Consider the following 23,609-nt stretch of genomic DNA (forward strand, 5'->3'; position numbering starts at 1 on the left):
CTACAGCCGCTCGAAGCCGCGTACCCGCTCCCAGTCCGTGACCGCCGTCTCGAAGGCCGCCAGCTCCGCCCGCGCGGCCCCGGCGTAGTGGCCGAGCACCGCGTCGCCGAAGGCCTTGGCCGCGATCTCGCTGCTCTCCCAGCGACGCAGCGCCTCGCCCAGGGTCGTGGGCAGCCGCGGCACCGAGGGGTCGGCCAGCGCGTTGGCGGCGTGTGGTGCGGGCAGGGGCAGCCGGTTCTCGATGCCGTGCAGTCCCGCGGCCAGCACGGCGGCGACGGCGAGGTAGGGGTTGGCGTCCCCGCCGGGGACGCGGTGCTCGATGCGCAGCGACGCGCCCGCGCCGACCACCCGGATCGGGCAGGTGCGGTTGTCCCAGCCCCAGGTGATGCCGGTGGGGGCGAACGCGCCCGGCTGGAGCCGCTTGTACGAGTTGACGTTCGGCGCCATGAGCAGCGCGAGCTCGGGCAGGCAGGCGAGCTGCCCGGCCACGAAGTGGCGCATCAGCTCCGACATGCCGCCGTCGTCGCCGGCGAACGGCATCGAGCCGTCCGTGCCGGAGCTCGCGCGCAGCGACAGGTGGATGTGGCAGGAGTTGCCCTCGCCCTCGTCGAACTTGGGCATGAAGGTGAGCGCGACGCCTTCCTGGGCGGCGATCTGCTTGGCGCCGTTCTTGAAGAACACGTGCTTGTCGCAGGTCGCCATGGCCTCGTCGTAACGGAAGACGATCTCGTACTGGCCCGCGTGGCACTCGGCGCGGGCGGTCTCCATGGTGAGCCCGGCGCGGACCATCTCACGGCGGATGCGGCGCACGACGGGCTCGATCTCGGCGAGCCCTTGGAGGGAGTAGTCGACGTTGTAGCGGGTGCCCGTGCGCAGGCCGTGGTAGCGGCGCTCCCAGGCGTCCCCGTAGCTGTCGCGGAAGACCAGGAACTCCAGCTCGGTCCCGGCGTACGCGGCCAGCCCGCGCTCGGCCAGCCTGTCCAGCTGCGTGCGCAGCACCTGGCGCGGAGCCACGCCGACCGGCTCGCCTCCGGGCCAGACGGCGTCGGCGATGACGAGCGCGGTGCCGGGGTCCCAGGGGAGCGGGCGCAACGTGGCGGGGTCGGGGCGCAGGACGAAGTCGCCGAAACCGGTGTTCCACGCGTCGATGGCGTACCCGGGCCCGGTGCCCATCTCGACGTCCGAAGCCAGCAGGTACACGCAGGCGCCGAAGCCCTGCCGCGCCGCCTCGTCCAGGAAGTACGGCACGGCCAGGCGGCTTCCCTGCAGGCGGCCCTGGAGGTCGGGAAGGCTGACGATCACCTCCTCGACCCGTCCGGCCTCGGCTTCCGTACGAAGCCATTCATAGGTCATCTCTGCTCCTGGAGGTTGTCGGCGAGCGGGTTGGGGACGGTGCCGTGGACCACGTCGAAGCCCTCGTCGCGCTCGGCGCGGTCGTGGAAGCCGCCGCCGAGCAGCTGCTCCCGGTTGAGCGCCACCCGGTCGAACTCGGGCGCGAGCAGGCCGAACGCCTCGAAGCTGTCCGCGAGCTCGGGGAAGCGGGCGTGGTACCGCTCGATCTCGGCGCGGACCATGCCCCAGAACTCCGCCTCCGGCACGCCGAGGTGCTCCTCGGCCAGCGGGGCGAAGAACCGGAAGTGGCCCGCGAAGACGGCGCTGAGCAGCGAGTGCGCCAGCTCGCCCGGCGGCCAGCGGAGCAGCACCGCGTCGGCGCGCGGGGACAGGCTCTTGTACTCGGGGCGCTGCTCCGGCAGCAGGTTGACGTCCTCGGCGAAGTCCTTGAGCGCGACGCCGACGGGGATGTCGGCGGCGTCGTAGAGGATCACGGTGTTCTCCCCGTGGGGGCAGTACGCCACGCCGTACCGGTAGAGGTAGTGCAGCAGGCCGGGCAGCAGAGCGGAGAAGAACCTGGCCACCCAGGCCCGCGGCTCGAGCCCCGAGCGCGCGACGAGCTCGGCCGCCAGCGCGCGCCCGTCCGAGCCGACCTTCAGCAGGGCCGCCATGGTCCTGGCCCGCTCGCCGTCGCGGAGCAGCGCCGCCACGGGCTCACGCCACACCGCGCCGAGCAGTTCGTGGTAGCGGTAGGGGGCGTCGCGCACCGCGTCGTACAGCGGGTGGCGCACGGCGACGGCGGCCACCTCGCCGAGCGGGTGGAACCGCAGCTCGTCCCGCAGGTACGGGTCCCCGTCGCGGAGCGCGTGCAACCAGGCGGTCACGTCGGGCGCGGCCCGGGTCGGCTCGGTGGACAGCCCCCGCCACACCAGCGTGTTGCGGATGGCGAGCGGCACCTTGACGTTCCTGCGCCCGGGCCGGTCCAGGTTGGCGAGGGTGCGGATCGACTGCAGCGGCCGGTAGCGGTCGGGACCCTCCCCGAGGAGGACGATCCGGCCGTCGGCGAGGTAGGGGGCGAAGAGCGTCTCGACGGCCTCGTCCCAGTGGAAGGGGTGGACGGGCAGCCAGATGTACGCCTCCGGATCCGCCAGCAGGCCGGCGAACTCCTTGCGGGTCCCCTCGTCCAGTTCCTCGGCCAGCAGCGTCTCCGCGTCCAGGCCGGGCACGCCGGAGTACGCGGCCAGCGAGGTGTGCACGGCCGCCCACAGCAGCCGTACGGCGCCGGCCGACTCGGGGGCGTAGGCCGCCGCGTCGGAGGCGGCGAAGCCCAGCCTGCCCTTGTTGAGCAGCATGCAGGGATGGCCGTCCTGGTACGCCTCGAGCTCCAGGTGGTCCAGATCGGCGAGCTCGGCGGCGGTCACGGCGCGGGAGATGAGCTCCGCCTCCGCCCGCCGGGTCGCGGTGAGCTCGCGCAGCACCTCGGCGGTGGTGGGGCCGTCCCAGCCGAGGACCGTCCTGGCGTCGAGCAGCAGCCGCTCCGGCTCGGCCTCGCCGTCGCCGGGATGCCGCCGCAACGTGCCGGCCACCAGCCGCCAGGTCCCGAAGGAGCCGCGGGCCGCGCGGAACGTCCAGCGGACGCCGTCGCCCAGCTCCAGCCGGTAGGCGTCGGGACCGGACGCGGGGTCGGGCTCCGGGCGGAGCAGCTCCTCGAAGGCGAACTCCTCGACGGCCTTGGTGAGCAGGCGGCGGCCGGCCTGCCGCCAGGCGTCGCGGGTGGGGCGGTTCATCGGGGGATCTCCTCGGAGTAGGTGAGGGCGGGTTTCGGCGGGGAGACGGGGACGCGCCGCAGGGACAGGCCGGTGGCGAGCAGGTGCACGGCCGCCGCGACCGCGATCGGCAGCGCGAGGTCGTACGAGACCGCGGCCGCAGCGGCCACCGGCGCGGCGAGCAGACCCGCGGACCGGGCGGTCTCCACGGCGGTGAACGCCGGCCCCGCGGTCCCGGTGGCCCGGAACGCCCACAGCTCCACGGCGACCTGCCCGGCGCCGAGCCCGATCCCGAAGAGCAACCGTCCCCCGGCCAGCCCCGGCAGCGAGGACGACAGCGACTGCCAGGCGAGCCCGGCGGCGCCCACGGCCAGGGCCAGCGGCAGCAGCCGGTCGCCGAGCAGGTCGTGGCAGCGGCGCACGACGGGCAGCACGGCGAGCGCGGCCACGCTGGGCAGGAAGAACAGCACGGCCGACCCGGCGGATCCGCTCCCCAGGTCGTCGGCGAACTCGGTGAAGAAGGGCCGCGCCACGTTGACCGAGAAGTCGAACGCCACCCCGATCAGCGCCGCCTGGACCAGCACCGCCAGCCCTGCGAAACGCCTGCGCGCACCGCCGTCGTCGCGCCCGTCGCCCGCTGCCGCGACGGCGTCGCCGTCCGCCGCACCGGCGGGAGCGCGTCTGCCGAGCACACGGTAGGTGAGCACGGCGAGGACCACGTCGAGCACGGCGAACGCCGAGATGCCGATCCGCGGCTCGGGCAGCGCGAGCACCCCGGCCCCCACCATCGTCGCCACCACGGTAGACAGGTGGAAGACCACCACGATCGAGCAGATCCCGGCCAGCCGGGATCGCTCCCCGCCCGCCGGGCCGGCGTCGTGTTCGGCGATGAACGCCGGATAGGCCAGCAGCAGCGCGCTGTTGGTGCTCACCACGGCCGCCGACAGCACCGTGTACGCGGCGAAGCTGGGCGCGAGCCCGAGGAGCAGATCCAGTACGGCGGAGCCGCACAGCCCGGCCAGGACCAGCCGGTGCAGCGGCCACCGCCGGGCCGCGAGGCCCCACAGCGGCAGCGCGGCCAGCCCCACGATGCGGCAGATCCACAGGTAGAGCCCGGTCGCGCCCGGCTCGTCGACGGCGTACAGCTGGTCGAACAGGCGCGGCAGGAAGGGGGTGAGCGCGGTCTCGGCGACCAGGTGCAGCCCGATCACCGAGATGAGCACGATCTTGGCGCGGCTCACCGCAGCGAGCCCACCGAGCGTGGCGCGTCCACGGCGGCGGCCTCGGGAGCTTGCGGCGCGCCGAACGTCGTCCACGCCACCCGCTCGGGGACGGGCAGCACGGTGCGCCCGGCGACCGCGTTGAGTATGGTCGCGGCCCGCCACGCACCGAGCGTGAGGTCGGGCGCGCCGACGCCATGGGTGTGCATTTCCGCGTTCTGGACGAAAATGGCCCCGGACACCCGCGGGTCGAGGGAGACCCGGTAGTGGCCGTCGACCTGGTAGCGGCCCTTGTCGTCCCAGTCCATCAGGTCGGACAGCGGCTCCAGGAACGCGGGGCGGGCCGCCGCGTAGCCGGTGGCCGCCACCACGGCCGAGGTGCGGATCTCGAAGACCGCCTCCTGCGGGCGGTGACGGCAGGTCAGCGTGTAGCCGTCGGCGTCGGCGGAGACGGCGGTGACCTCCGCTCCCGGATGCAGCGCGGCGGGCGCCGCGACGCCGCCGATGGTCCGCTCGTACAGCTCGTCGTGGATGTCGGCCAGCGTCTCCGCGCTGACCCCCTTGTACAGCTGCCACTGCTCGCGCACGAGCCGTTCCCGCTCGGCCTCGGGGAGCCCGCGGAAGTACCGGATGTAGTCGGGGGTGAAGTGCTCCAGGCCGATCTTCGAGTACTCCATGGGCGCGAACGCCGGAGTGCGGGCCAGCCAGCGCACGAACGGCCCGCACTCCCGCAGCAGATCGAGCACCACCTCGGCCCCCGACTGGCCGGCGCCGACCACGGTGACGTCGGGCAGGGTGGCGAGCCGGTCCCGGTGGAGGCCGTAGTCGGCGCTGTGCAGCACGCGACCGGCGTGCGCCTCCGTCATCAGCGGCCGCAGCGGCCCGGGGACGACCGGCTCCGTCCCGACGCCCAGCACCACCTGCCGGGCCAGCACACGGGAGACCGCCCCGGCGGAGGACCGGTACGTCACCGCGAACGCCGCGGCCGCCTCGTCCCACTCCAGCCCGGTCACCTCGGCGTCGAACCGGCAGGAAGGCAGCCGCTCGGCGACCCACCGGCAGTAGTGGTCGTACTCGCGGCGCGGGATGTGGAACCGCTCGGAGAAGAAGAACGGGAACATCCGGTCGTGGCGGCGCAGGTAGTTCAGGTACGACCAGGGGCTGGTCGGATCCGCCATGGTGACCAGGTCGGCGAGGAACGGCACCTGCAGCACGGTCCCCTCCAGCAGCAGGCCGGGGTGCCAGGAGAAGGCGCGCTTGCCGTCGAGGAAGAGCGAGCGCAGCCCCGGCACGCCGTCGCTGAGCGCGGCCAGGGACAGGTTGAACGGGCCGATGCCCACTCCCACCAGGTCGTACGTGGTCACCGCGGTACCTCCGTGAGGGGGTTGGGAAGGTCGATGTAGACGGACTGGGTACGCACGTCCCCGACGAGCTCGTCGCGGCCGTCCACGCAGGTCAGGAAGTTGCCCTTGCAACGCAGCACCGGCGCGTCGAGCAGCAGGTCGAGCAGGTTCTTCGCGCCGGGTTCCGAAGCCCGCAGCCGCTCCAGCGCGGCCCGCAGCACGCGCAGCAGGTCGCCCTCGTCGGCGAGCCCCAGCGCCCCGAACGCGCCGACCAGGCCGAGCAGATTGTTGACGCCCAGGTAGTACGCGACCCGTTCGTCCACGAAGTCGTCGTCGAAGACGAGCTCCAGGCCGTCGGCCGCCTCGGGCAGCAGCCGCTCCAGCTCGCCCGCCCTGGAGGCGGCCACGTAGTAGCCCTGGCTGTCCCGGTACCAGCCCGCGCGGGGCAGGCCGTCGCCGTCCAATGCCACCAGGGTGTTCTGGTGGTGCGGCTCCAAGGCGATGCCGTACCGCGCCTGAAGCCTGATCAGTGGTACGGCGAGCACCTCGAGATAGCGGGTCAGCCAGCGGGCCGCGGCCTCGGCGAGGGAGACGCCGTGCGCCCGGGCGGCGCGGGCCGTGGCGGCCGACAGCAGGGCGCGGTGCCGGGGCGGCGTGCCGTCGCCCGGACCCGTACGCTCGGCCAGCAGCCCGGCCACGCACTGCCCGTCGCCGGGGCCGCCGCGGAAGGGGTTGTCGCGGATCGCCGTCTCCAGCCCGGTCTCCGGCCCGTCGGCGCCCGCCGAGACCCAGGCGAAGTCGCGCAGGATCGCGAACTCCGGGTGTTCGGCGCGCAGCCAGTCGCCGGGGCCGGCGGCCAGCAGGCGGGCGGCCGCGACGCCGAGCCGCATCTCGCCGCGCAAGTTGTTCCTGCGCGAGTTGGTGATCCGCATGCCGAGGGAGAGCTTGAGCATCACCTCGGCGTCCGGCCGGTGCACGGTGCGCACCGAGGAGGTCGGATGCCAGGCGGGCCCCGCCGCCCCGAGCGGACGCAGCAGCCCCGCCTCGACCAGCGCCGCCACCTCGGGACGGCGCAGCACCTCGCGTGCCTGCCACGGATGGGCCGGCACGGGGACCATGCCCGCGGGCAGCTCCAGCCCGGCGGCCCCGCCGCTCGCGAGGCCCCGCAACAGCTCGGCCGAAGCCCGCCCGTCCGCGCTGTCTCCCACGACGACGGCGGGATCGGCGGCGAACCAGTGCAGCCGGAACGAGCCGCGCAGCTCGGGGGAGTACGCGTCGAGCTCGCCGTCGGAAGCCTCCTGCCTGCTCTTGGGCGCGGGATGGAACGGATGCCCCAGCAACAGCGCCTGCTCGGCCTCGAGGAACGGCGTCACCCCCCGCTCGCCGCCCTCGGCACGCCGTCGCTCCAGATGCGTCCCGGTACGGCGGGCCGAGTCCAGCACCCGGGCGACGGCATCGGACCCGAGATGACGCGGCAACCCCCGCCCCACGACGGACTCGCGCATCGCGACCGCGGCCACGAGCGCGGCGTCGGCAGGCTGGGACCCGACGAGCGGCTCGCCGAAGCGGTGCCAGCCGGTCGCCGACCGGTACCGCACCGGGACGCTCAGCCGCAGGCCGCTGGCGGGGAAGCCGAGCATCAGCGCCTCGCCGGCGGCCGGGACCGGGGTCGCCGTCTCGCGCACGTAGGCCCGCAGCAACGTCTCCATCGCCGCGGCCTCGCCGGCTCTGAAGGGATCGGGATGATCGAGGGGATCCGGCCGGGAGCCGTTCACAGCGTCTCCTCCTCGGCCTGGCCCGCGGCGGCGACGAGGTGGACGAGCCGCTCCACCTCGGCGGCGGTCGTATTCGGGTTGAGCAGCGTGAGTTTGAGCCGGACGCGGCCCGGCCCCTCTCCCGGCAGCTCGGTGCGGCCGACGACCGCCCGCCCCTCGCGCAGCAGACGGCGCCGGAGCCCGGCGTTCACCCGGTCCGCCAGGGCGGGATCGGCGGGCGCGTACCGGAACAGGAACGCCGTCAGCACGGGGTCGGCGTGCAGCTCGAGCCGGGGATGGGCGCGGACCGCCGCCGCCCCGGCGCGGGCCAGGTCGTGGCAGGCGTCGACGAGGCGGCCCAGGCCGTCCCAGCCGAGCGTGCGGAGCGTGACGGCGATCTTGAAGGCGTCCGGGCGGCGGGTGGTGCGCAGGGAGAGCCCCAGCAGGCTGGAGTAACCGGCCTCCTCGTCGTCGGCCGGGTTGAGGTAGGCGGCGCGCCGGGCCAGTGACGCGTACGACTCGGCCCGCCGTACCAGGAAGACGCCCGCGGCGGCGGGCTGCCAGCCCAGTTTGTGCCAGTCCAGGGACACCGAGTCGGCCCGCTCGATGTCCGCGAGCAGCGGCGCCAGCCGGTCGGAGAGCAGGGCGCCGCCGCCGTAGGCGGCGTCCACGTGCGTCCAGGCCCCGTGCTCGGCGGCCAGATCCGCGCAGGCGCCCAGGGGGTCGATCGCGCCCGTGTCGGTGGTGCCCGCCGTGGCGAACACCGCCAGCGGCAGCTCGCCCAGGCCGGCGCACTCCCGCAGCGCGCGGGCCAGCTCGTCCGGTCTCATCCGCAGCTCGTGGTCCACGGGCACGGTCACGACCGCGTCCTCGCCCAGGCCCAGCAGGGCGGCGGCGCGCCGTACCGAGAAGTGGGCGGCTTCGGAGGCGAAGATCCGCGCCTGCTGCGGACTCGCCGGCAGCCCGCTCCGCTCGACCCTGCGCCCGGTCGCGCGCCTCAGCACCGAGTCCCTGGCCAGCATCAGGCCCATGAGGTTGGACTCGGTGCCGCCGGAGGTGAGCACCCCCGCGGCTGTGGGCGGGTAGCCCACCAGCTCGGCCAACTCGCCCAGCACGAGGGTCTCCAGGGCGGTGGTCGCGGGGGCCTGGTCCCAGGAGTCCTGTGACGGGTTGAGCGCGGTGATCGCCAGGTCGGCGGCCACGGCCACGGCGAGCGGCGGGCAGTGCAGGTGCGCGGCGCAGCCCGGGTCGGCCGGGTCGGCGCTGCCGGCGGCCACCAGCTCGGTCAGCCGGCTCAGGGCGTCGTCACCGCCAGGCTCGGCGAAAGCCTGGGCGACCCGCGCGAAGAGCTCCCCGGGTGCACCGGCCGGGATCGGCCCGCCGCGCCGGGCCGCGCCTTCGGCGAGCGCGTCCAGCACGGCACGCACCAGGGGCTCCAGGGCGGCGGCGCCGGAGACGCCGCCGGACAGGGCGGACGCGGCCGTGGACGTGGTCATGCCGGACGCCCCGTGAGATCGGGAGCCGTCACCCGCGAGCGTGGCGGTCATGCCCGTCGTCCCGTGAGCCGGGGTGCCGTCACCTCGGCGATCGCGTCGGCCAGGCGGTTCAGGACGGCTTCCGCCTGCTCGTCCGTGATGATCAGCGGGGGCAGCAGGCGGACGGTGGAGTCGTGGCGGCCGCCCAGCTCCACGATGAGGCCGCGCTCCAGGCACGCGGCGCGGACCTCGGCCGCCATCCGCGGGGCCGGCGGACGGGCGCCGCAGGAGTCCGGCTCGCCTTCGGGATCGACGAGCTCGACGCCGATCATCAGGCCGCGTCCGCGGACGTCGCCGATCGCGGGCAGCTCGCCGCGCAGCCCGTCGAGCCGGGCCGTCATCTGGGCGCCGACAGCGGCGGCCCGCTCGGCCAGCCCTTCCCGGGCGACGTACCGCAGGGTCGCGGTCCCGGCCGCCATGGCCAGGGTGTTGCCGCGGAACGTGCCGGTGTGCGCGCCGGGCCGCCAGGCGTCGTAGTCCTCGCGGTAGACCACCACGGCCAGCGGCAGGCTCCCGCCGATGGCCTTGGACATCACGATCGCGTCGGGAACGATCCCGCTGTGCTCCACCGCCCAGAACGTCCCGGTCCGCCCCACGCCGGTCTGCACCTCGTCCACGATCAGCGGGATGCCGCGCTCGGCGGTGATCCGGCGCATCTGGCGCATCCAGGAGTCCGGGGCGGGCACCGCACCGCCCTCACCCTGCACCGCCTCCAGGATCATCGCGGCAGGCGGCACGACGCCCCCGGAGGGGTCGTCGAGCAGCCGCTCGGTGTAGGCCGCCGACAGCTCCGCGCCCCACTCCCCGCCGATGCCGAATGGGCAGCGGTAGGAGTACGGGTACGGCAGGCGGGTCACGTCCGCGGCGATCCCGGCCACCGGTTCCTTCACCGCGACGTTGCCGGTGGCGGCCAGGGCGCCCGCGGTCATGCCGTGGTAGGCGCCGGTGAAGGCGAGCAGCCCGCGCCGGCCCGTGGCGGTCTGCATGAGTTTCAGCGCCGCCTCCACCGCGTCGGTTCCCGCGGGCCCGCAGAAGTGGACGCGCGCGCGTTCGGCGAAGGCGGGCGGCAGGGTGGCGAACAGCGCCTCGGTGAACTCGTCCTTCTCCGGCGTGGCCAGGTCGAGCACGTGCAGCGGGGCCCCGCTGTCCACGGTGCGCCTGATCGCCTCGATCACCACCGGGTGGTTGTGACCGAGCGCGAGGGTGCCCGCGCCGGAGAGGCAGTCGAGGTAGCGGCGGCCGTCAGCGCCCTCGATCGTCATGCCTTCCGCGCGTACCGGGACGACCGGGAACGAACGGGCATAGGTCCGCGCCGAGGACTCCCGGTCGCGTTGCCGCCGCAGCACGGCGTCGATGCGGACGGCAGGGTCGAGGTCGGTCGGATGCAGAGTCATTCGGGCTCCGGATGGCAGAGAGGGACGACGGTACGGCCCGGTGGGCCGGTCGAGCTCAGAGAAGATGCCGTTCGGCTATGGGATGACCGAGAAAGGAGTGCATGGCGAACTCCCACCCGTAGGAGCCCGCGTTGGGGAAGACGACCAGGTCCCCGGCGCGTACGCGGCCGACCCGGACGTCGCGCAGCAGGGTGTCCTCCGGCGTGCAGAGCTCGCCCACGACTGTGACGTCGGTGTCCTCGGCGGCGGGCCGGGGGCAGCCCTCGGGCCAGCGCTCGACCGGCAGCACCGCCATGTTGTGCACGATGTCCCAGGAGGTGGGGAGCTGGAAGTGGTTGATGCCGCCGCGCAGGACGACGAACCGCTTGCCGTAGGAGGTCTTGACGTCGGTCACCTCTGCGGCGTACCAGCCGCAGTCGGCGACCAGGAACCGGCCGGGCTCCAGCAGCACCCGCACGCCCGGCGGCGGCTCCGCCCGCGCGGCCAGCTCACCGAAGCGGGCGACGTCGAAGGGCTTCTCGTCCTCGAACGCGACGCCGATGCCGCCGCCGATGTCGACGTGGCGCAGCTCGACGCCGTTGTCCCTGGCGGTCCGCACGCTCCACTCCAGGCACCAGCGCAGGTAGGCGGCGTGGGACTCGGCGTCCAGGTTGCCGGAGGCGGCGTGGACGTGGAAGCCGACCAGGTCCAGACCGGGCAGCCGGGCGGCGGCACGCAGCACCTCGGGCACGTCGGGCTCGGCCACGCCGAACTGGGAGGGGACGCCGCCCATGTGCAGGGAGCCGGAGACGGGCAGCTCGGCCGGGTTCACCCGCAGCGCCACCCTCGCCGTGGTGCCCCGGGAGACCGCGATCCGGCTGATCCGGTGGAGTTCGAGCAGGCTCTCGGCGTTGATCGCCTCCACCCCGGCACTGACCAGGGCGGTCAGGAAGGGGACGGACTTGGCGGGTCCGGCGGCCACGACGCGTGCCGTACCGGTCTGGCGCAGGGCGAGGTCCAGCTCGAACTTGGACGCGACCTCGAACCCGGCGACGTACGGGGCCAGCGCCGCGACGACGCCGGGGAAGGAGTTGGCCTTGACCGCGTAGTAGACGGCCGCCCACTCGGGCAGCGCCGTGCGTAACTCGCGGGCGCGCTCGGCGGCCACTGCGCCGTCGTACACGTACGCGGAGACCGGCGTCTCGGCCTGTGCCAGTTCGAGGAGGCGGTCGCGGACGGGAGTCGGGAGCATCTCCACGGGGTAGGTGGATCGCGGCGCTGCGGACGGCGGGAGCTGGATGGACATGGCTTCTTTCCCTTAAGGAAACAGCGAGAAGGTGCATGCCTCCAGAACGAGACACATATTTAGGTAAGGCTAACCTAAACTTTCTGTCCGTCTCACGCAAGACGCCTACGAGTGTGATCTGTCCCGCACCCGGCACTCCCGGACCTTCGAGCTGAGCGGAGCCGGGGACGGGATTGATCGTGCCGCGAGTTGCCCATACGGTACGCGGGGGCAGGTCCCGCGCCCGCGTGACCACGTCCTTCGGATTCGGCGAGCCAGAGAGGACCCGCGTGCCGCACTACAGCAGGCTCTGCAGGATCGTGATCGACGTCAACGAGGCCGATCACGCCGCGGAGGTCGCGTTCTGGCAGGCCGCGACCGGCCGGCCGCTGACGCAGTACCCCCAGTTCCCCGAGTACCACGGCGCCGACCTGGGCAGCGGCGAGTTCGGGCTGCTGGTCCAGCGGATGGGGGAGGGATCGAGCCGGGTGCATCTCGACATCCACACCGACGATCTGGAAGCCGAGGTCGCGCGGTTGGAGAGACTGGGCGCCAAGCGGGTGCACCATGTGAAAGGTCGCTGGTGGATCATGGAGGATCCGGCGGGCCTGCCGTTCTGCGTGATACCGGACCCTCCCGGCACGCTCGACGACGACAACGCCCAGCGTTGGGACGATCACGAGGACGCCCCCACCGAATAACCTGCCGGTCGGCCGGCGCACGGCCTCACCGCCGGGCGGTCAGGTTCATGTGGATGTCGTCGGCCGCCCACAGGACGAACCGTTCGACGGGGACGACGTCGTGCCCGGAGACCGGCTCGAAGCGGAACCTCTTCAACAGGATCGCCAGCACCAGCTCGGCCTCCACCATGGCCAGGCTCGCGCCTTCGCAGCTGCGCGGCCCGAGGCCGAACGGGATGTAGGCGTAGCGGGGGCGCCCGGCGACCTCGGCGGGAGCGAAGCGGCCCGGGACGAACGCCTCGGGATCCGGCCAGTAACGCGGGTTCATGTGGACGGCGCAGAACGGGTAGAAGATGGTCGTCCCGGCAGGGATCTCGTAGCCGGCCAGGACGAGATCCTCGGTGCTCTCGCGCGCCCCGTACGGGCCCGGCGGGTACAACCGCATCGATTCCTTGAGCGCCATCTGCAGATAGGCCAGCCGTTTGAGATCGGCGTACTCGGGGGCGGCGCGCCCCGCCAGGACCTGGTCGACCTCCGCCGCGACCCGCTCGGCCTCGCCCGGGTGCCGGGACAGCAGGTAGAGCGTCCAGGAGACCGCCACGCCGGTCGTGTGATGGGCGGCCAGCATGATCATCAAAACGGTGTCCCGCACCCGGGCCGGGCTCATCCCGGCCGCGACCAGAGCGGCGACCAGGTCGTTGCCGTCCGGCTCGGCCGAGGCGATCACGCCGTTCACGACCTCGCGCAGGTAGTCCAAGGCGTCTTGCGCCCGCTTCCTCCCCTGCTCCTCGGTGCCCGGCTCGGCCGGCTGGTACAAGCGGCCCAGGTATTCGCTGAGCACGACCTCGAAGGCCGTCACGACCTCGTCCGGATCGTTGACGTCGCCGCCGAGGGCGTACTGGCAGATCATCCGCAGCGACAGCGCGCTCAGGTCCTTCTGCAGCTCGACCGGACCGTCGCCGGCGCGCGCCGCCCACCGGTCGGACAGGTCGCCGGCCAGCGCCGCGAATCCGGCGAAGTGCGCCTCGTGCGAGCGGCGGCCGGCCAGCACGGACAGCAGCGCGCGGCGCAGTGGCGCGTGCTCGTCCGCGGGCAGGGTCTGCAGGTTGCCCGCCTCGCAGAGCGGGGCGAGGAACTCGAACAGCTTCTCCGGCCGCTTGTTGATCCTGGCGGTCGCTTCGAGCAGGACCGGATCGGCGACGGAGACCGCCGAGTCGGTGCCGGGCAGCTGAAAGCGTACGACGGGGCCGTATTCGGCGTGCAGCCGCAACTGGTAGGCGTGCAGGCCGCCTGCGGCAGCGATGTCATGCAACCCGCCGTCGTCTCGGACGGGCGGTCCGGGAATCACCGACACGCTCTCTCCTTCGCCGGGGCACGAATCTCTTCCACATATCTCTCGCAAGCGCTCGCTTGGCAAGCGTGTCACGAGCCCGGTATGCCGCAAAGAGCGCCTCAGCGGTCGGACGGTGGCCGTACGTTGCATGTTTCGTACGGCGCGGTCACACGTCGAGGCCGCCGCGCTTGACGAGCTGGCGCACGATGACGTTGCGCTGGATCTCGTTGGTCCCCTCGCCGACGATCATCAGCGGCGCGTCGCGGAAATAGCGCTCCACGTCGAACTCGGTCGAGTACCCGTAGCCGCCGTGAATGCGGACAGCGTTGAGCGCGATCTGCATGGCGGTCTCGGAGGCGAAGAGTTTGGCCATGCCCGCTTCCATGTCGACGCGGCGGCCCGCGTCGGCCTCGCGGGCGGCGTACAGGGTGAGCTGGCGGGCGGCCGAGAGGGAGGTGGCCATGTCGGCGAGGTAGTTGCCGATGGACTGGTGCTGCCAGATGGGCTTGCCGAACGACTCGCGTTCCTGCGCGTAGGCGAGAGAATCCTCAAGAGCCGCGCGCCCGACGCCAAGCGCGCGGGCGGCGACCTGGAGCCGTCCGGTCTCCAGGCCCTTCATCATCTGGGCGAACCCCTCGCCCTCGGCTCCACCGAGAACGGCGTCGGCGGGCGCGCGGTAGTCCTCGAAGGACAGCTCGCAGCTCTCGACGCCCTTGTAGCCGAGCTTGGGCAGGTCCCGGGAGACGGTCAGGCCGGGGCCGTGCTCGACGAGAAGGATGGAGATGCCCCGGTGCGCGGGAGCGGCGTCCGGATCGGTCTTGCACATCAGGGCGATGAGCTGGGAGTGGCGGGAGTTGCTGATCCACGTCTTCGAGCCGTTGATCAGGTAGCCGCCGGCGTCCTTGCGGGCGACGGTGCGCATGGCCTGCAGATCGGAGCCGCCGAGCGGTTCGGTCAGCGCCATGGTGGCCCGGACCTCGCCGGTCGCCATGCGCGGGAGGTAGCGGCGCCGCTGCTCCTCGGTGCCGAAATGCAGCAGCAGCTTGGAGACCACGGTGTGGCCGCCCATGGCGCCCGCCAGGCTCATCCAGCCGCGGGCGAGCTCCTCGGTGATGAGCACGTAGCAGGGGGTGGAGACCGGAGTGCCGCCGTACTCCTCGGGGATGGCCAGTCCGAAGACGCCGAGCTTCTTCATCTGCTCGATGAGGGCCTCGGGGTAGGTGTTGGCGTGTTCGAGCTCCCGGACGACGGGCTTGACGTCCTTGTCGACGAAGCCGCGCACCGTGCCGACGATGAGCTGTTCGTCCTCGGGCAAGACGTCGAGGGTGCTCATGAGGCATTACTCCTTGGCAGGTGTCACACGGGCTCGGCCGGCTGGTGGGCGGCGACGCCGCAGCCACACGGTTCCATCATGGACACTTATGGATGTATCAGAGAAATAGCAAAGTGTGATGCACCCATGCCGGGTGCGGATGGCAGGGAGCGACCCGTGGACGTCAAGCAGCTCAAGGCGCTCGTCACGGTGGCCGAGGTGGGCAGCGTCACGCGGGCGGCGGAGCTGCTGCACCTGGTCCAGCCCGCTGTCACGCGGCAGATCCGCACCCTGGAACAGGAGCTCGGCGTCCCGCTCTTCGAACGGACCCGGCAGGGCATGCGGCCCACGGAGGCGGGGGCCATCATGGTGGACCGCGCCCGGCGTGCCCTGAACGAGCTCGAGCGGGCCCGCGCGGAGGTGCGGCCGATCCCGGGCGTGGTGACCGGCATCGTGACCGTCGGCCTGCTCGAGAGCACGACCACGCTGCTGGCGGAACCGCTCGTGTCCGCGATCGTTCGCGACCATCCCGGCATCGAACTGCGCTTGATGACCGCGTACTCCGGATATCTGCAGCAGTGGCTCGACGGCGGCGACCTGGACCTGAGCCTGCTGTACAACCTGGACAGCACCCCGTCACTCAACGCTCACCCGCTGGTGTGGGAGCGCCTGTGGGTGGTCGCGCCGCCCTCGGACGGACTGCGGGCCGACCGTGCCGTCCCCTTCGCGCAGGCCGCCGCGCGGCCGCTCGTCATGCCGACGGGCGGCCACGCATTGCGCACACTGATCGACGCGGCCGCCGCGCGGGCGGAGACCGAGATGGACGTCGTCGTCCAGACCAACTCCATGCGCGTGCAGAAACAGCTCGTCCTGGCCGGCCACGGCTGGACCATCCTGCCCGGCGTGGGCATCGCGGAGGACGTCGCCGACGGGACCTTGAGCGCCGCCCCGCTGTGCGAACCCGACGTGTGGCGCTCGATCGTCCTCGGCACCCCGAGATGGGGCCGGACGCCGCCGGCCGCCGAAGTCGTCGCCCGGGAACTGGTCCGCCAGGTCCGCTCCGCCGTGCGTCAGGGCAAGTGGCCGTCCGCGCGCCTGCAAGCGCCCGGCGACCAGCGGAGGGTTGCGCCCGCGTCCGGCCACTGAACGCGGCCGGTCAGATCGGAATGCGATACAGCCGCCGAGTGGCGTCCAGATAGTGCTCATCGATGAACCGCCCCGAGACGCGGCCGGCCAGGATGAGCCAGTTGTCCAGCCAGAGTCCCAGGCTGCCCACCGGTTTGGCCGGACCTGCGGAGAACAGGTCTATCAGGCCGGGGCGGCTTGGCGCGAGGCCGTCGGCGTACTCGTGGAAGGGCCAGCCGGGCGCGGCGATGCGGACGGGGCTGTGCTGCCCGGCCGTGATCCCGTCCGAATAGTAGAGATCGTGCACGCCGAGGGCGTGGGCGTCCCACACCACCTGGACGAACCTGCGCCCGGCGGCGGCCAGCAGGTCGGTGCGCAGGCGCGGCCCGGCGACGGTGATGGCGTGGCTCCAGCCCGGGGCGTGCTCGCCGAGCCAGACGAGCTCCTTGAACGCGAACGGTTCGTACTCCCGCATCGCCTCGTCGAGCCCGCAGGGCACCGCTGCCGCCGGGTCGGAGCCCAGGAGGCGGGCGATCTCGTCGGGGTCGTCGCCCTCGATCCAGGTTCCGGCGAACATGTCATGGAACCCGCGCGCCGAGAGCACCCTCCACTGGTCCTCGTACGTCAAGGGGTCCTCGCTTCTGCCGAGACGCGGCACAGGGTCCGTCGTTCGGCGAGCCAGTCCCGGTCGATGAAGCGGCCGGTGAGCCGGCCGACGGCGATCAGGTGGGGATCGAGATCGTCCTCGTCACCTTGGTCGTCGTTGAGGTCCAGGTCGTCGAGCCCCTCCTCGCCGTAAAGGCCGGAGCCGGAGAACTCGCCGATCTCCCGCAGGTACCAGAGGTCGAAGACGCGCCGGTCCGGCAGGCTCTGGTCCACCGACGAACCGGCGACCACCAGAGCGAACGTCCAGCCGGGCGAGTGCTCGCCCATCCAGAGGATGGGGGTACGCGCGCCCACACCGCTCCAGCGCAGCGCGGTGGCCAGGTCGCATTCGAGCGTTGCGGTGGGGTCGAGCTTCAGTCCGGCGGCGATCGCGTCGATGTCGTCGCCTTCTATCCACATGGCCTGAAAGTCCTCCCGCAGCCCTGCGGCGGTCAGCAGCCCCCACTGACTCTCTTCAGGAAATAATTCCACTCAGCACCTCGATCTTGGGAATGGTGAGGGCATCGTATAGACCACCGGATCGGCGGGCACTGGCCCCGCCCCGCCGGTCGGTTCGCGCGCCGGGAGCGGCGAACTGGCCGAGAGGACGTGGGTGATCAAACAGGTGCCGGTGGAAGACGATCAGGTCGTGGCGCTGCGGGGTTTGACGAGGCCGCAGTCGTAGGCGAGGACGACGGCCTGTGCGCGGCTGGTCACGTTGAGCTTGGACATGAGCCGGTTGAGGTGGGTCTTGACCGTCGCCTCGCTCACGGACAGGTGATCGGCGATCTCCCTGTTGGACAGTGCCCGCCCCACCGCCCGCAGCACCTCCGTCTCGCGCGTGGTCAGGATCGCGAGATCCGGAACGGCGGGCGGAGCCGAGTCCGGAGCGCCGGTGAAGGCCTCGATGAGCATTTTGACGGCGTTGCGGGCGAGCAGCACATCGCCGGTGGCCACGGTATGGATCGCGGCGATCAGCCGCTCCGGCGGGGTGTCCTTGAGCAGGAAGCCGCTGGCGCCCAAACGCAGCGCGTTGTAGACGTACTCGTCGATGTCGAACGTGGTGAGGATCAGCACCTTCGCTCATGCCCATCAACCCGTGTCCAGGGGTCGAACCCGGCGGCGTCCCCGAGGCGCTGCCGTCGTCGGTCACGCGGATCGTCAGCTCGGCCGGCTGGTAGGACAGCACCACCTCCACATGGGCCGTCCTGGCGTGTTTGAGCACGTTGGTGAGGCCTTCTTGAACGATCCGGTACGCGCACAGGTCCAGTCCCGGGGGCAGCGGCCGCGCGATTCCCTCGACGCGGGTCTCAACGGCCGGACCGGCCAGGCGTATGCGCTCGACCAGCGGCGCGAGCCGCGCGAGCCCGGGAGCGGCGGCGTAGAGGTCACCGTCCTCGTCCTCACCGGAGGTCTCCACACGCAGGATGGACAGGATCCGCCGCATCTCGGCCAGCGCCTCGTGGGTGGTCTGGGCGATGACCTTCAGCGTGGCGTGCGCGGTGGGCGGGTCCGACAGGGCGACGTAGCTTCCCACGCCCGCCTGCACCGAGATCACGGACATGTGGTGGGCCACGATGTCGTGCAGTTCGCGCGCTATGCGGACGCGTTCCTGGGTGGCCGCGTGCGCCGCGGCGGTGGCCTGCTCCCGCTGAAGTTCGACCGCGAGGTCGGAGAGTTGCCTGGTCCGTTCGGCCAGCAGCCGTACGCTCGTGCCCATGCACACCGCCACGCCGGCCACCGCAAGGGCCTGGCCGAGCGCCGACCACGACGCGACGCCGGGATTGTGCACCGCGGCATGCGCCCACTGCCCCGTGACCAGCACCGTACCGACCGCGGCCACGGCCGGGTGGCGGTGCACGGTCACCGTATAGAGCGCCAGCAACGTACCCATGATGTTCACGCCGTAGTGGTAGCCCAGCATGTGATAGGCGAGCGCCGCACCGGTCGAGACCACCAGCACAGCGAACGGGGCACGCCTGCGCAAGGCCAGCGGCAGGTTGACAGCCGCCGTCAGCAACACGGAAACCACATCGGCCGGCCGCGTCGCCCGATCCGGCTCCAGCACCGCCCACAACAAGCTGCCGCCGAACAGCAACAGCGCCAGGCCGGTATCCAGAAGAAGGGAATCGACGGCGCGAAACCGACGGAGGATCGATGCGGCACCACCGTGCATCATCGGATGCTAACCGCGAGGCGCATCGCCGCACATCATCCTGCGGTTTGACGTGAACTACCGCGAAAGTAGGGGGTCTCCGGCGGCCGGCTTCTTCCGCGTGGCTCAGCCGGCGGAGGTGTTCCAGGCTTCCTCGAACACCTCCGGATGCGGGGAGTCGCGCAGGTCACGGAGGATCTCCCGCCACGGGTCCGCCCACTCGGTGCGCTTCCCGCCGGCCCCGGTGAGCGCGAGCGCGAACAAGGCCCCGGCCAGGTCGCCCCGGTCCGTCAGCCGCCGCGCCGCGGGCAGCGCGGCCGCGGGCGGCATCGCCGGCCGCCTGCCGTAGTGGCCGAACAGCGCCGAAATGGCCAGGTCGGCCGTCCGGGCCGCGAGGATCGGCCGGTCCCGCAGCAGGTCGGCCAGCGCACACAGGGCGTCGCCGAACCCCGCCGGCTCGCCGTCCCCGTCCGTGTCCCTCGGGAGCAGGGCCACGGCGAGCCGGACCGCTTGGGGCAGCAGCAGCGGCCGGGCGGCCAGCAGGTCCAGCGCGTCACGGGCGAGCCGCCGCTGCCACGGCTCCGCCTCGTCCTGCATCGCGACCAGAGTCCCGGTGAGGGCGGCCACGCGATCCCGCGCCGGAGTCCGCAAGCCCTCGCCGGGTACGGCGGCGGCCAGCCGGGCGAGGACGTCGAGCGTCTGGAACCGGATCGCCCCGGTCCGCAGCAGCGCCAGGAACACCTCCATGACCTGCTCGTCCGCCCCCGGGTCGGCCACGGCCTCGATGATCTCTTCGAAGCCGCCCCGGTACCAGTGCGCCCACGAGGCGAACGCCTTCGACCCGCGGAAGCGTACCCCGGGCAGATCGGCGGCCATGACCAGCCGCCGTACGAGGTCCGCGTAGCGGGGACGGACGCCGGGGGCGTACTCCATAGGGTGAGCCTGGAAGAGCGTGCGCAGCATCAGCTCGCCGGCGTGCCGGCCGGCGGCATCCCCCAGCGCGTCCAGGGTCCGCGGGTCCTCGGGCATGCCGCGCAGCACCGCGGCCACGGCCACCCGTACGTCCCGGTGCAGCCCGGGGTCCGCCCACGCCCGCAGCAGCACGTCCACCGCGCCCGGGGGGCGGTTGCGGCCCAGCTGGCGGGCGGCCAGCTTGCGCAAGGTCACCTTGCTGCCGGGGGCGGTCAGCGCCTGCTCCAGGAGCGGGCCGAGCCGGGACGGGGCGACCGCCCGGCAGCAGCGGGCCAGCGCGGCCACCGCGACACGGGAGGCCTGGCCGCCGGCGTGGCCGAGGAGCACGGGCACCGCGCGGGCAGGCACGTCAGCGGCCGCCATGGCCGTGATGGCGGCTTCGGCCAGCACCGTCTCCTCCCGGTCCGCCCATCCGGCGAGGAGGTCCAGCCCGCCGCCGATCCGGCCGGTCGCCTGGACGGCGGCCACCCGGGCGGCGATAGGCAGTCGCTCGTCGTGGACGGCGGCGGCGAGCCTGGCGCGCATCCGGTCGCGCTGGCCGGGTGTCCATCGGCCGGCGTCGCCGGCGCGGATCGGCGGCACCCACGAGGGGACGGCGAACCGGCCGCCGCCGTGCCCGTCCAGCAGCGGCAGGAGGAGGTCGGTGCGGTGCCGGGCCACCGTGCGCCAGACGGCGGGCAGCGTCACGGTGGAGGAGTCCTCGCGGGCGAGCTCGACGACCCGCTCCTCTCGCCCGGCCGCCGGCTGCGCGTGGCCGGGCATCCCCCCTCCGGGCGGCTGCTCCGGCCGCAGGGCTGTCGTGTCGTGTCCCGCCGGCCGGGATGTTCGAGCGGTGGCCCGCCAGCGGCGGTGCGGGCGGGTCAGCCACAGGCCGGCGGCCTCGCGGGCGAGTGGCTCCGGTGCCGTGCGGACGGCGGCGCGCAGGTCGTCCTGGAGGTCGGCCAGCGCCCATGAACGGCGGCCGAGCGCGTGGGCGAGGGCCACGGCCAGGGTGAAGTCCTCCCGCTCGCGGGCGGCGCGAAGGTACGGGCGCAGCACCGCGAGCAGATCGTGCTCCTGGCCCGCGCGCAGCACCCGGTCCAGACGGCGCGGCTCCGCGGGCTCTTCCATGACGCGACGACGGCGGCGGATGGGGGAGGGCGGGGGCGTCCGCGCGGGCAGACCGGCCGCGCCGTGCCGGGCCACCAGCTTTCCGTACGCGCCCAGCGCCCACCCGGTCAGCGCGGGCGCGATGGCCGGGTCGTGGTGCCGCAGGATCCGGCCGGCCAGACTCCGAAGCGCCTCCTGAGTGGCGGGGGAGGAGTCCGGGGCCTCGACCGCGTCGGTGGCGATGCGTTCCAGGGTCCCGGCGCAGGAGTCGTCGAGCAGCACCGGCGGGACGTCCCGCAGCGCGGTCAGCAGGTCCCGGCGGAGCGGGTCCTGTTCGTTGGCCGTGCGCAGGGCCAGGTCGGCCAGGAGCGCATGGAACGCCGCCCGGTCCCGGGTGCGGGCCGTGCACCGTACCAGCAGCGTCCTGGCCAGTCCGCGCCGCCGCGGGTCCCCGCCCACGGCGGCCTCACGCAGCGGCCCGACCGCCTCCTCGTACGGCAGGTAGGAGGTGAGCTTCAGCGGGATGTCCGGATCGTCCAGGCGGGAGCGGGCCGAGTGCCACACCGATCCGTGCCAGGCGAGCATGCGCCTGGCCTCGGCCGCCGCCTGCTCGGCAGGCAGCCACCTGAGCAGCCGCATCGCCCACAGCCCGGTGGATCCGCCCCGCTGCCCGGCGGACGCCTCGAAGATCGCGGCCCGGCGGGCGGGCGGCAGCGACCGCAGCACCGGGCCGAGCCGATGATCGGCCGAGGCGAGGCGCAGAATCTCCGCGTCCGAGCCCGACCGCAGGTGGCGGAGCAGCACTTCAGGCGGTGCCGGCCAGCCGGTCGAGCAGGCGTCGACGAGCAACCTCCTGGCACGTTCGGCGTCCGCCCTGAACAGCGCGTTCAGGACCGCGGCGGGAAGCCTGCGGAGGACGGGACGCAGGTCGTGCCGTTCCAGCAAGGCCAGCATGCGTGCCGGCTCGGTGAGCGAGGCGAGCTCCACGCCCGCGCCGCGGCGGTGCCACCAGGTCCACGCATGAACGCCCGTGGACAGTTCCTGCTCGGCCACCGCCATGATCGCGCCTGCGTGCCGTTTGGCCAGGGCCGTCCAGGACGTCACCGCGTGGGCGACCTCGGGCAGCCATCGCGCGACGGTCCTGGCGCCGCAGGCCGGCAGGAGCGCCGCGGCCTCGCGATCCCCCCACCGGGCATGGACGTCCGGCAGCAGGGATTCGGCCAGCGCGGGCCGGCGGGCGTGCGCCAGCGTGCGGTACAGCGCGAGCCGCAGCTGCGTGGGTGCGTCCTGGAGCGCGGCCGCCACCGCCGCATCCGGTACGGGAAGGGTGCGCACCGCGCGCAGGGCCGCGCGTCGCAGTCCCATGTCGGGCGCGGCGAGGACCTCCTGGATGAATGCGAGGTCGCGGGCCGCCATGGCCAGGTGCAGTGCCGTGCGCCGCGCGTACTGGTCCTGCGCGGACAGCTCGCCCAGGAGGATGCGCAGCTGAGAAGTGCCGGCCAGGCGGCGGGCGTGGAGTGCCAGCGCTCGCATGCGCCGTGGGTACGGCAGGGGTTCGAGACGCGCCAGCAACGCGGCAGCGGGGATGTCGATGTCGTGGGCCGGCTCCTCGGCCGGCTCCATGGGCCTCAACGGCCTGGGCGGGGACCGCCCTTTCCAGTCGTCATGCCGACGATGGTGGCCGATCACCCCCTTGCCGCGCAACCCCGCCCGCGTCACCGCTCTTCGTGCAAACGCACGGCTCCACCGAAGCCGACAAGCGATCTTGACGAAAAGTATAACGAATATAAGGTGGACCTATTTGCGAGGTTCTTGTTCGTTCGCAGGCGAAGTGCAGTCGTTCGATAACGCATCCTCCTTTGGGCGGCATGAAGAAAATCCAGCACACTGTTGATTCGCGGGCCGAGGCGCCCCTTTTGAATTCCGACTTCAAGCTGTTCTTGGTCGACCGGACCACCTCTCTCCTCGGCGACCAGATGCTCCCCGTCGCCATCACCGCGGCGATGATCCAGGCGCATCATGGCGTGAGCGGTGTCGGCTACGCGCTGGCCGCGCACGTGGCGCCGTTCGCCGCGCTGCTGATCTTCCCTGCGCGTTGTTGCTGCTGGTCCCGGCGGTTCGCAATCTCCGCAGTAAGGACCAGGAAGAGTGACGAGCAGGGGTCACCCCTCTGCGGTCATCAGCCCCCTTGGGCCGGCCTCATCGCCCACCGGTTGATCGCTTCCGTTCAGGGTGTCGAGGAAGCGTTGCTCGAACGTGGCGGTGCCGGCTGCCGTGCCGGTACCAGAGCAGGCGCCCGGAAGGCGACAGGACCGTGCGCCCGGCGGGGTGCCGCAGCACAGGTTCCCGGCCACCTTGACGGCTCCGCCCATCGAGGTCAGCCGGGAGGCGGAGGAGGGGAGGGCGGCGGCCAGGTTGCTGAGCGGGCCGGTGGCGATGGCGCTCGGCGAGGCACTTCGCGTGCCGGATCGCCCTACCCGGTAAGCCGGCGCCGTTGTTCGTCACCGTGATGGCGCGTAAGGCGATGCGGCCGGCCTTGTCCTCCTGAGCGAGGTACGCCGGCGCGGCCGCGTCGTCGAAGTCCATATCGGTGTCGAAGATGACCGCGGGCGGACGGGCATCGGCCGCCGCATGCATAGCCGCCGGCGCTTTTCATGAGTTTCCCGGATTCGAGGCGATGGTCCCAGATC

General features: G+C 72.8%; 16 protein-coding genes and 1 pseudogene. 2 read left to right on the forward strand and 15 right to left on the reverse strand.

Translation table 11 applies throughout. The features are described 5' to 3' along the window. Genes ACTMTI_RS31410 through ACTMTI_RS31445 form a run of 8 tightly spaced genes read right to left on the reverse strand, consistent with a single transcriptional unit; the run spans position 1 to position 11,629 of the window. Positions 1 to 1,353, reverse strand: a complete 1,353-nt coding sequence (locus tag ACTMTI_RS31410; RefSeq protein ID WP_441124250.1) for a glutamine synthetase family protein — start codon at positions 1,351 to 1,353, stop codon at positions 1 to 3. Then, positions 1,350 to 3,119, reverse strand: coding sequence for an IucA/IucC family protein (locus ACTMTI_RS31415; protein ID WP_441124251.1), 1,770 nt, complete (start codon positions 3,117 to 3,119; stop codon positions 1,350 to 1,352). Before ACTMTI_RS31415 ends, ACTMTI_RS31410 begins: the two co-directional genes overlap by 4 nt. Further along, entirely contained in the window at positions 3,116 to 4,339 is a 1,224-nt protein-coding gene (locus ACTMTI_RS31420) for a hypothetical protein (RefSeq protein WP_441124252.1), read from the reverse strand. The genes ACTMTI_RS31415 and ACTMTI_RS31420 overlap by 4 nt, the downstream gene beginning before the upstream one ends. Beyond that, the gene (locus ACTMTI_RS31425; protein WP_441124253.1) at positions 4,336 to 5,682 is read right to left on the reverse strand and encodes a lysine N(6)-hydroxylase/L-ornithine N(5)-oxygenase family protein; all 1,347 of its coding nucleotides are present in this window, start codon (positions 5,680 to 5,682) and stop codon (positions 4,336 to 4,338) included. The genes ACTMTI_RS31420 and ACTMTI_RS31425 overlap by 4 nt, the downstream gene beginning before the upstream one ends. Continuing rightward, positions 5,679 to 7,436, reverse strand: coding sequence for an IucA/IucC family protein (locus ACTMTI_RS31430; RefSeq protein WP_441124254.1), 1,758 nt, complete (start codon positions 7,434 to 7,436; stop codon positions 5,679 to 5,681). The genes ACTMTI_RS31425 and ACTMTI_RS31430 overlap by 4 nt, the downstream gene beginning before the upstream one ends. Further along, positions 7,433 to 8,962, reverse strand: a complete 1,530-nt coding sequence (locus ACTMTI_RS31435; RefSeq protein ID WP_441124255.1) for a pyridoxal phosphate-dependent decarboxylase family protein — start codon at positions 8,960 to 8,962, stop codon at positions 7,433 to 7,435. Before ACTMTI_RS31435 ends, ACTMTI_RS31430 begins: the two co-directional genes overlap by 4 nt. Further along, positions 8,959 to 10,344 (reverse strand): diaminobutyrate--2-oxoglutarate transaminase, encoded by a 1,386-nt coding sequence (locus ACTMTI_RS31440; RefSeq protein ID WP_441124257.1) that lies wholly within the window; start codon positions 10,342 to 10,344, stop codon positions 8,959 to 8,961. The genes ACTMTI_RS31435 and ACTMTI_RS31440 overlap by 4 nt, the downstream gene beginning before the upstream one ends. Positions 10,345 to 10,399: 55 nt before the next feature. After that, complete coding sequence (locus ACTMTI_RS31445; RefSeq protein WP_441124258.1) at positions 10,400 to 11,629, reverse strand: alanine racemase; 1,230 nt, start codon at positions 11,627 to 11,629, stop codon at positions 10,400 to 10,402. Between the two features lie 227 nt (positions 11,630 to 11,856). Here ACTMTI_RS31445 and ACTMTI_RS31450 point away from each other — a divergent pair, with 227 nt between their 5' ends. Beyond that, on the forward strand, positions 11,857 to 12,309 hold the full coding sequence (locus tag ACTMTI_RS31450) for a VOC family protein (RefSeq protein ID WP_441124259.1): 453 nt from the start codon (positions 11,857 to 11,859) through the stop codon (positions 12,307 to 12,309). Between the two features lie 25 nt (positions 12,310 to 12,334). On the opposite strand, the gene ACTMTI_RS31455 is transcribed toward ACTMTI_RS31450, so the two are convergent. Next, positions 12,335 to 13,642, reverse strand: a complete 1,308-nt coding sequence (locus ACTMTI_RS31455; RefSeq protein ID WP_441124261.1) for a cytochrome P450 — start codon at positions 13,640 to 13,642, stop codon at positions 12,335 to 12,337. Between the two features lie 145 nt (positions 13,643 to 13,787). Next, entirely contained in the window at positions 13,788 to 14,954 is a 1,167-nt protein-coding gene (locus tag ACTMTI_RS31460; RefSeq protein WP_441124262.1) for an acyl-CoA dehydrogenase family protein, read from the reverse strand. A gap of 156 nt (positions 14,955 to 15,110) precedes the next feature. Between ACTMTI_RS31460 and ACTMTI_RS31465 the strand changes: the two genes are divergently transcribed. Beyond that, the gene (locus tag ACTMTI_RS31465; RefSeq protein WP_441124263.1) at positions 15,111 to 16,079 is read left to right on the forward strand and encodes a LysR family transcriptional regulator; all 969 of its coding nucleotides are present in this window, start codon (positions 15,111 to 15,113) and stop codon (positions 16,077 to 16,079) included. Between the two features lie 10 nt (positions 16,080 to 16,089). Here ACTMTI_RS31465 and ACTMTI_RS31470 read toward each other — a convergent pair whose 3' ends face one another. The 5 genes and pseudogenes from ACTMTI_RS31470 to ACTMTI_RS31490 all read right to left on the reverse strand — a co-directional run bounded on the left by ACTMTI_RS31470 (position 16,090) and on the right by ACTMTI_RS31490 (position 22,542). Further along, entirely contained in the window at positions 16,090 to 16,686 is a 597-nt protein-coding gene (locus tag ACTMTI_RS31470; RefSeq protein WP_441124264.1) for a hypothetical protein, read from the reverse strand. Continuing rightward, positions 16,683 to 17,195, reverse strand: a complete 513-nt coding sequence (locus tag ACTMTI_RS31475; RefSeq protein WP_441124266.1) for a hypothetical protein — start codon at positions 17,193 to 17,195, stop codon at positions 16,683 to 16,685. The genes ACTMTI_RS31470 and ACTMTI_RS31475 overlap by 4 nt, the downstream gene beginning before the upstream one ends. Before the next feature lie 150 nt (positions 17,196 to 17,345). Then, a complete protein-coding gene (locus ACTMTI_RS31480) occupies positions 17,346 to 17,780 on the reverse strand; it encodes a LuxR C-terminal-related transcriptional regulator (protein WP_441124267.1) in 435 nt (144 codons plus the stop codon). Positions 17,781 to 18,183: 403 nt separating this feature from the next. Further along, positions 18,184 to 18,882: pseudogene (locus tag ACTMTI_RS31485) on the reverse strand (histidine kinase); the annotation flags it as partial. 102 nt (positions 18,883 to 18,984) lie between these two features. Further along, positions 18,985 to 22,542 carry a hypothetical protein gene (locus tag ACTMTI_RS31490; protein WP_441124268.1) on the reverse strand — a complete coding sequence of 1,186 codons (3,558 nt, stop codon included), beginning with the start codon at positions 22,540 to 22,542 and terminating at the stop codon, positions 18,985 to 18,987. Positions 22,543 to 23,609: the final 1,067 nt, after the last annotated feature.

The organism is Nonomuraea sp. H19, from assembly GCF_052068215.1.
In the GTDB taxonomy this organism is placed as follows: Bacteria; Actinomycetota; Actinomycetes; order Streptosporangiales; family Streptosporangiaceae; genus Nonomuraea.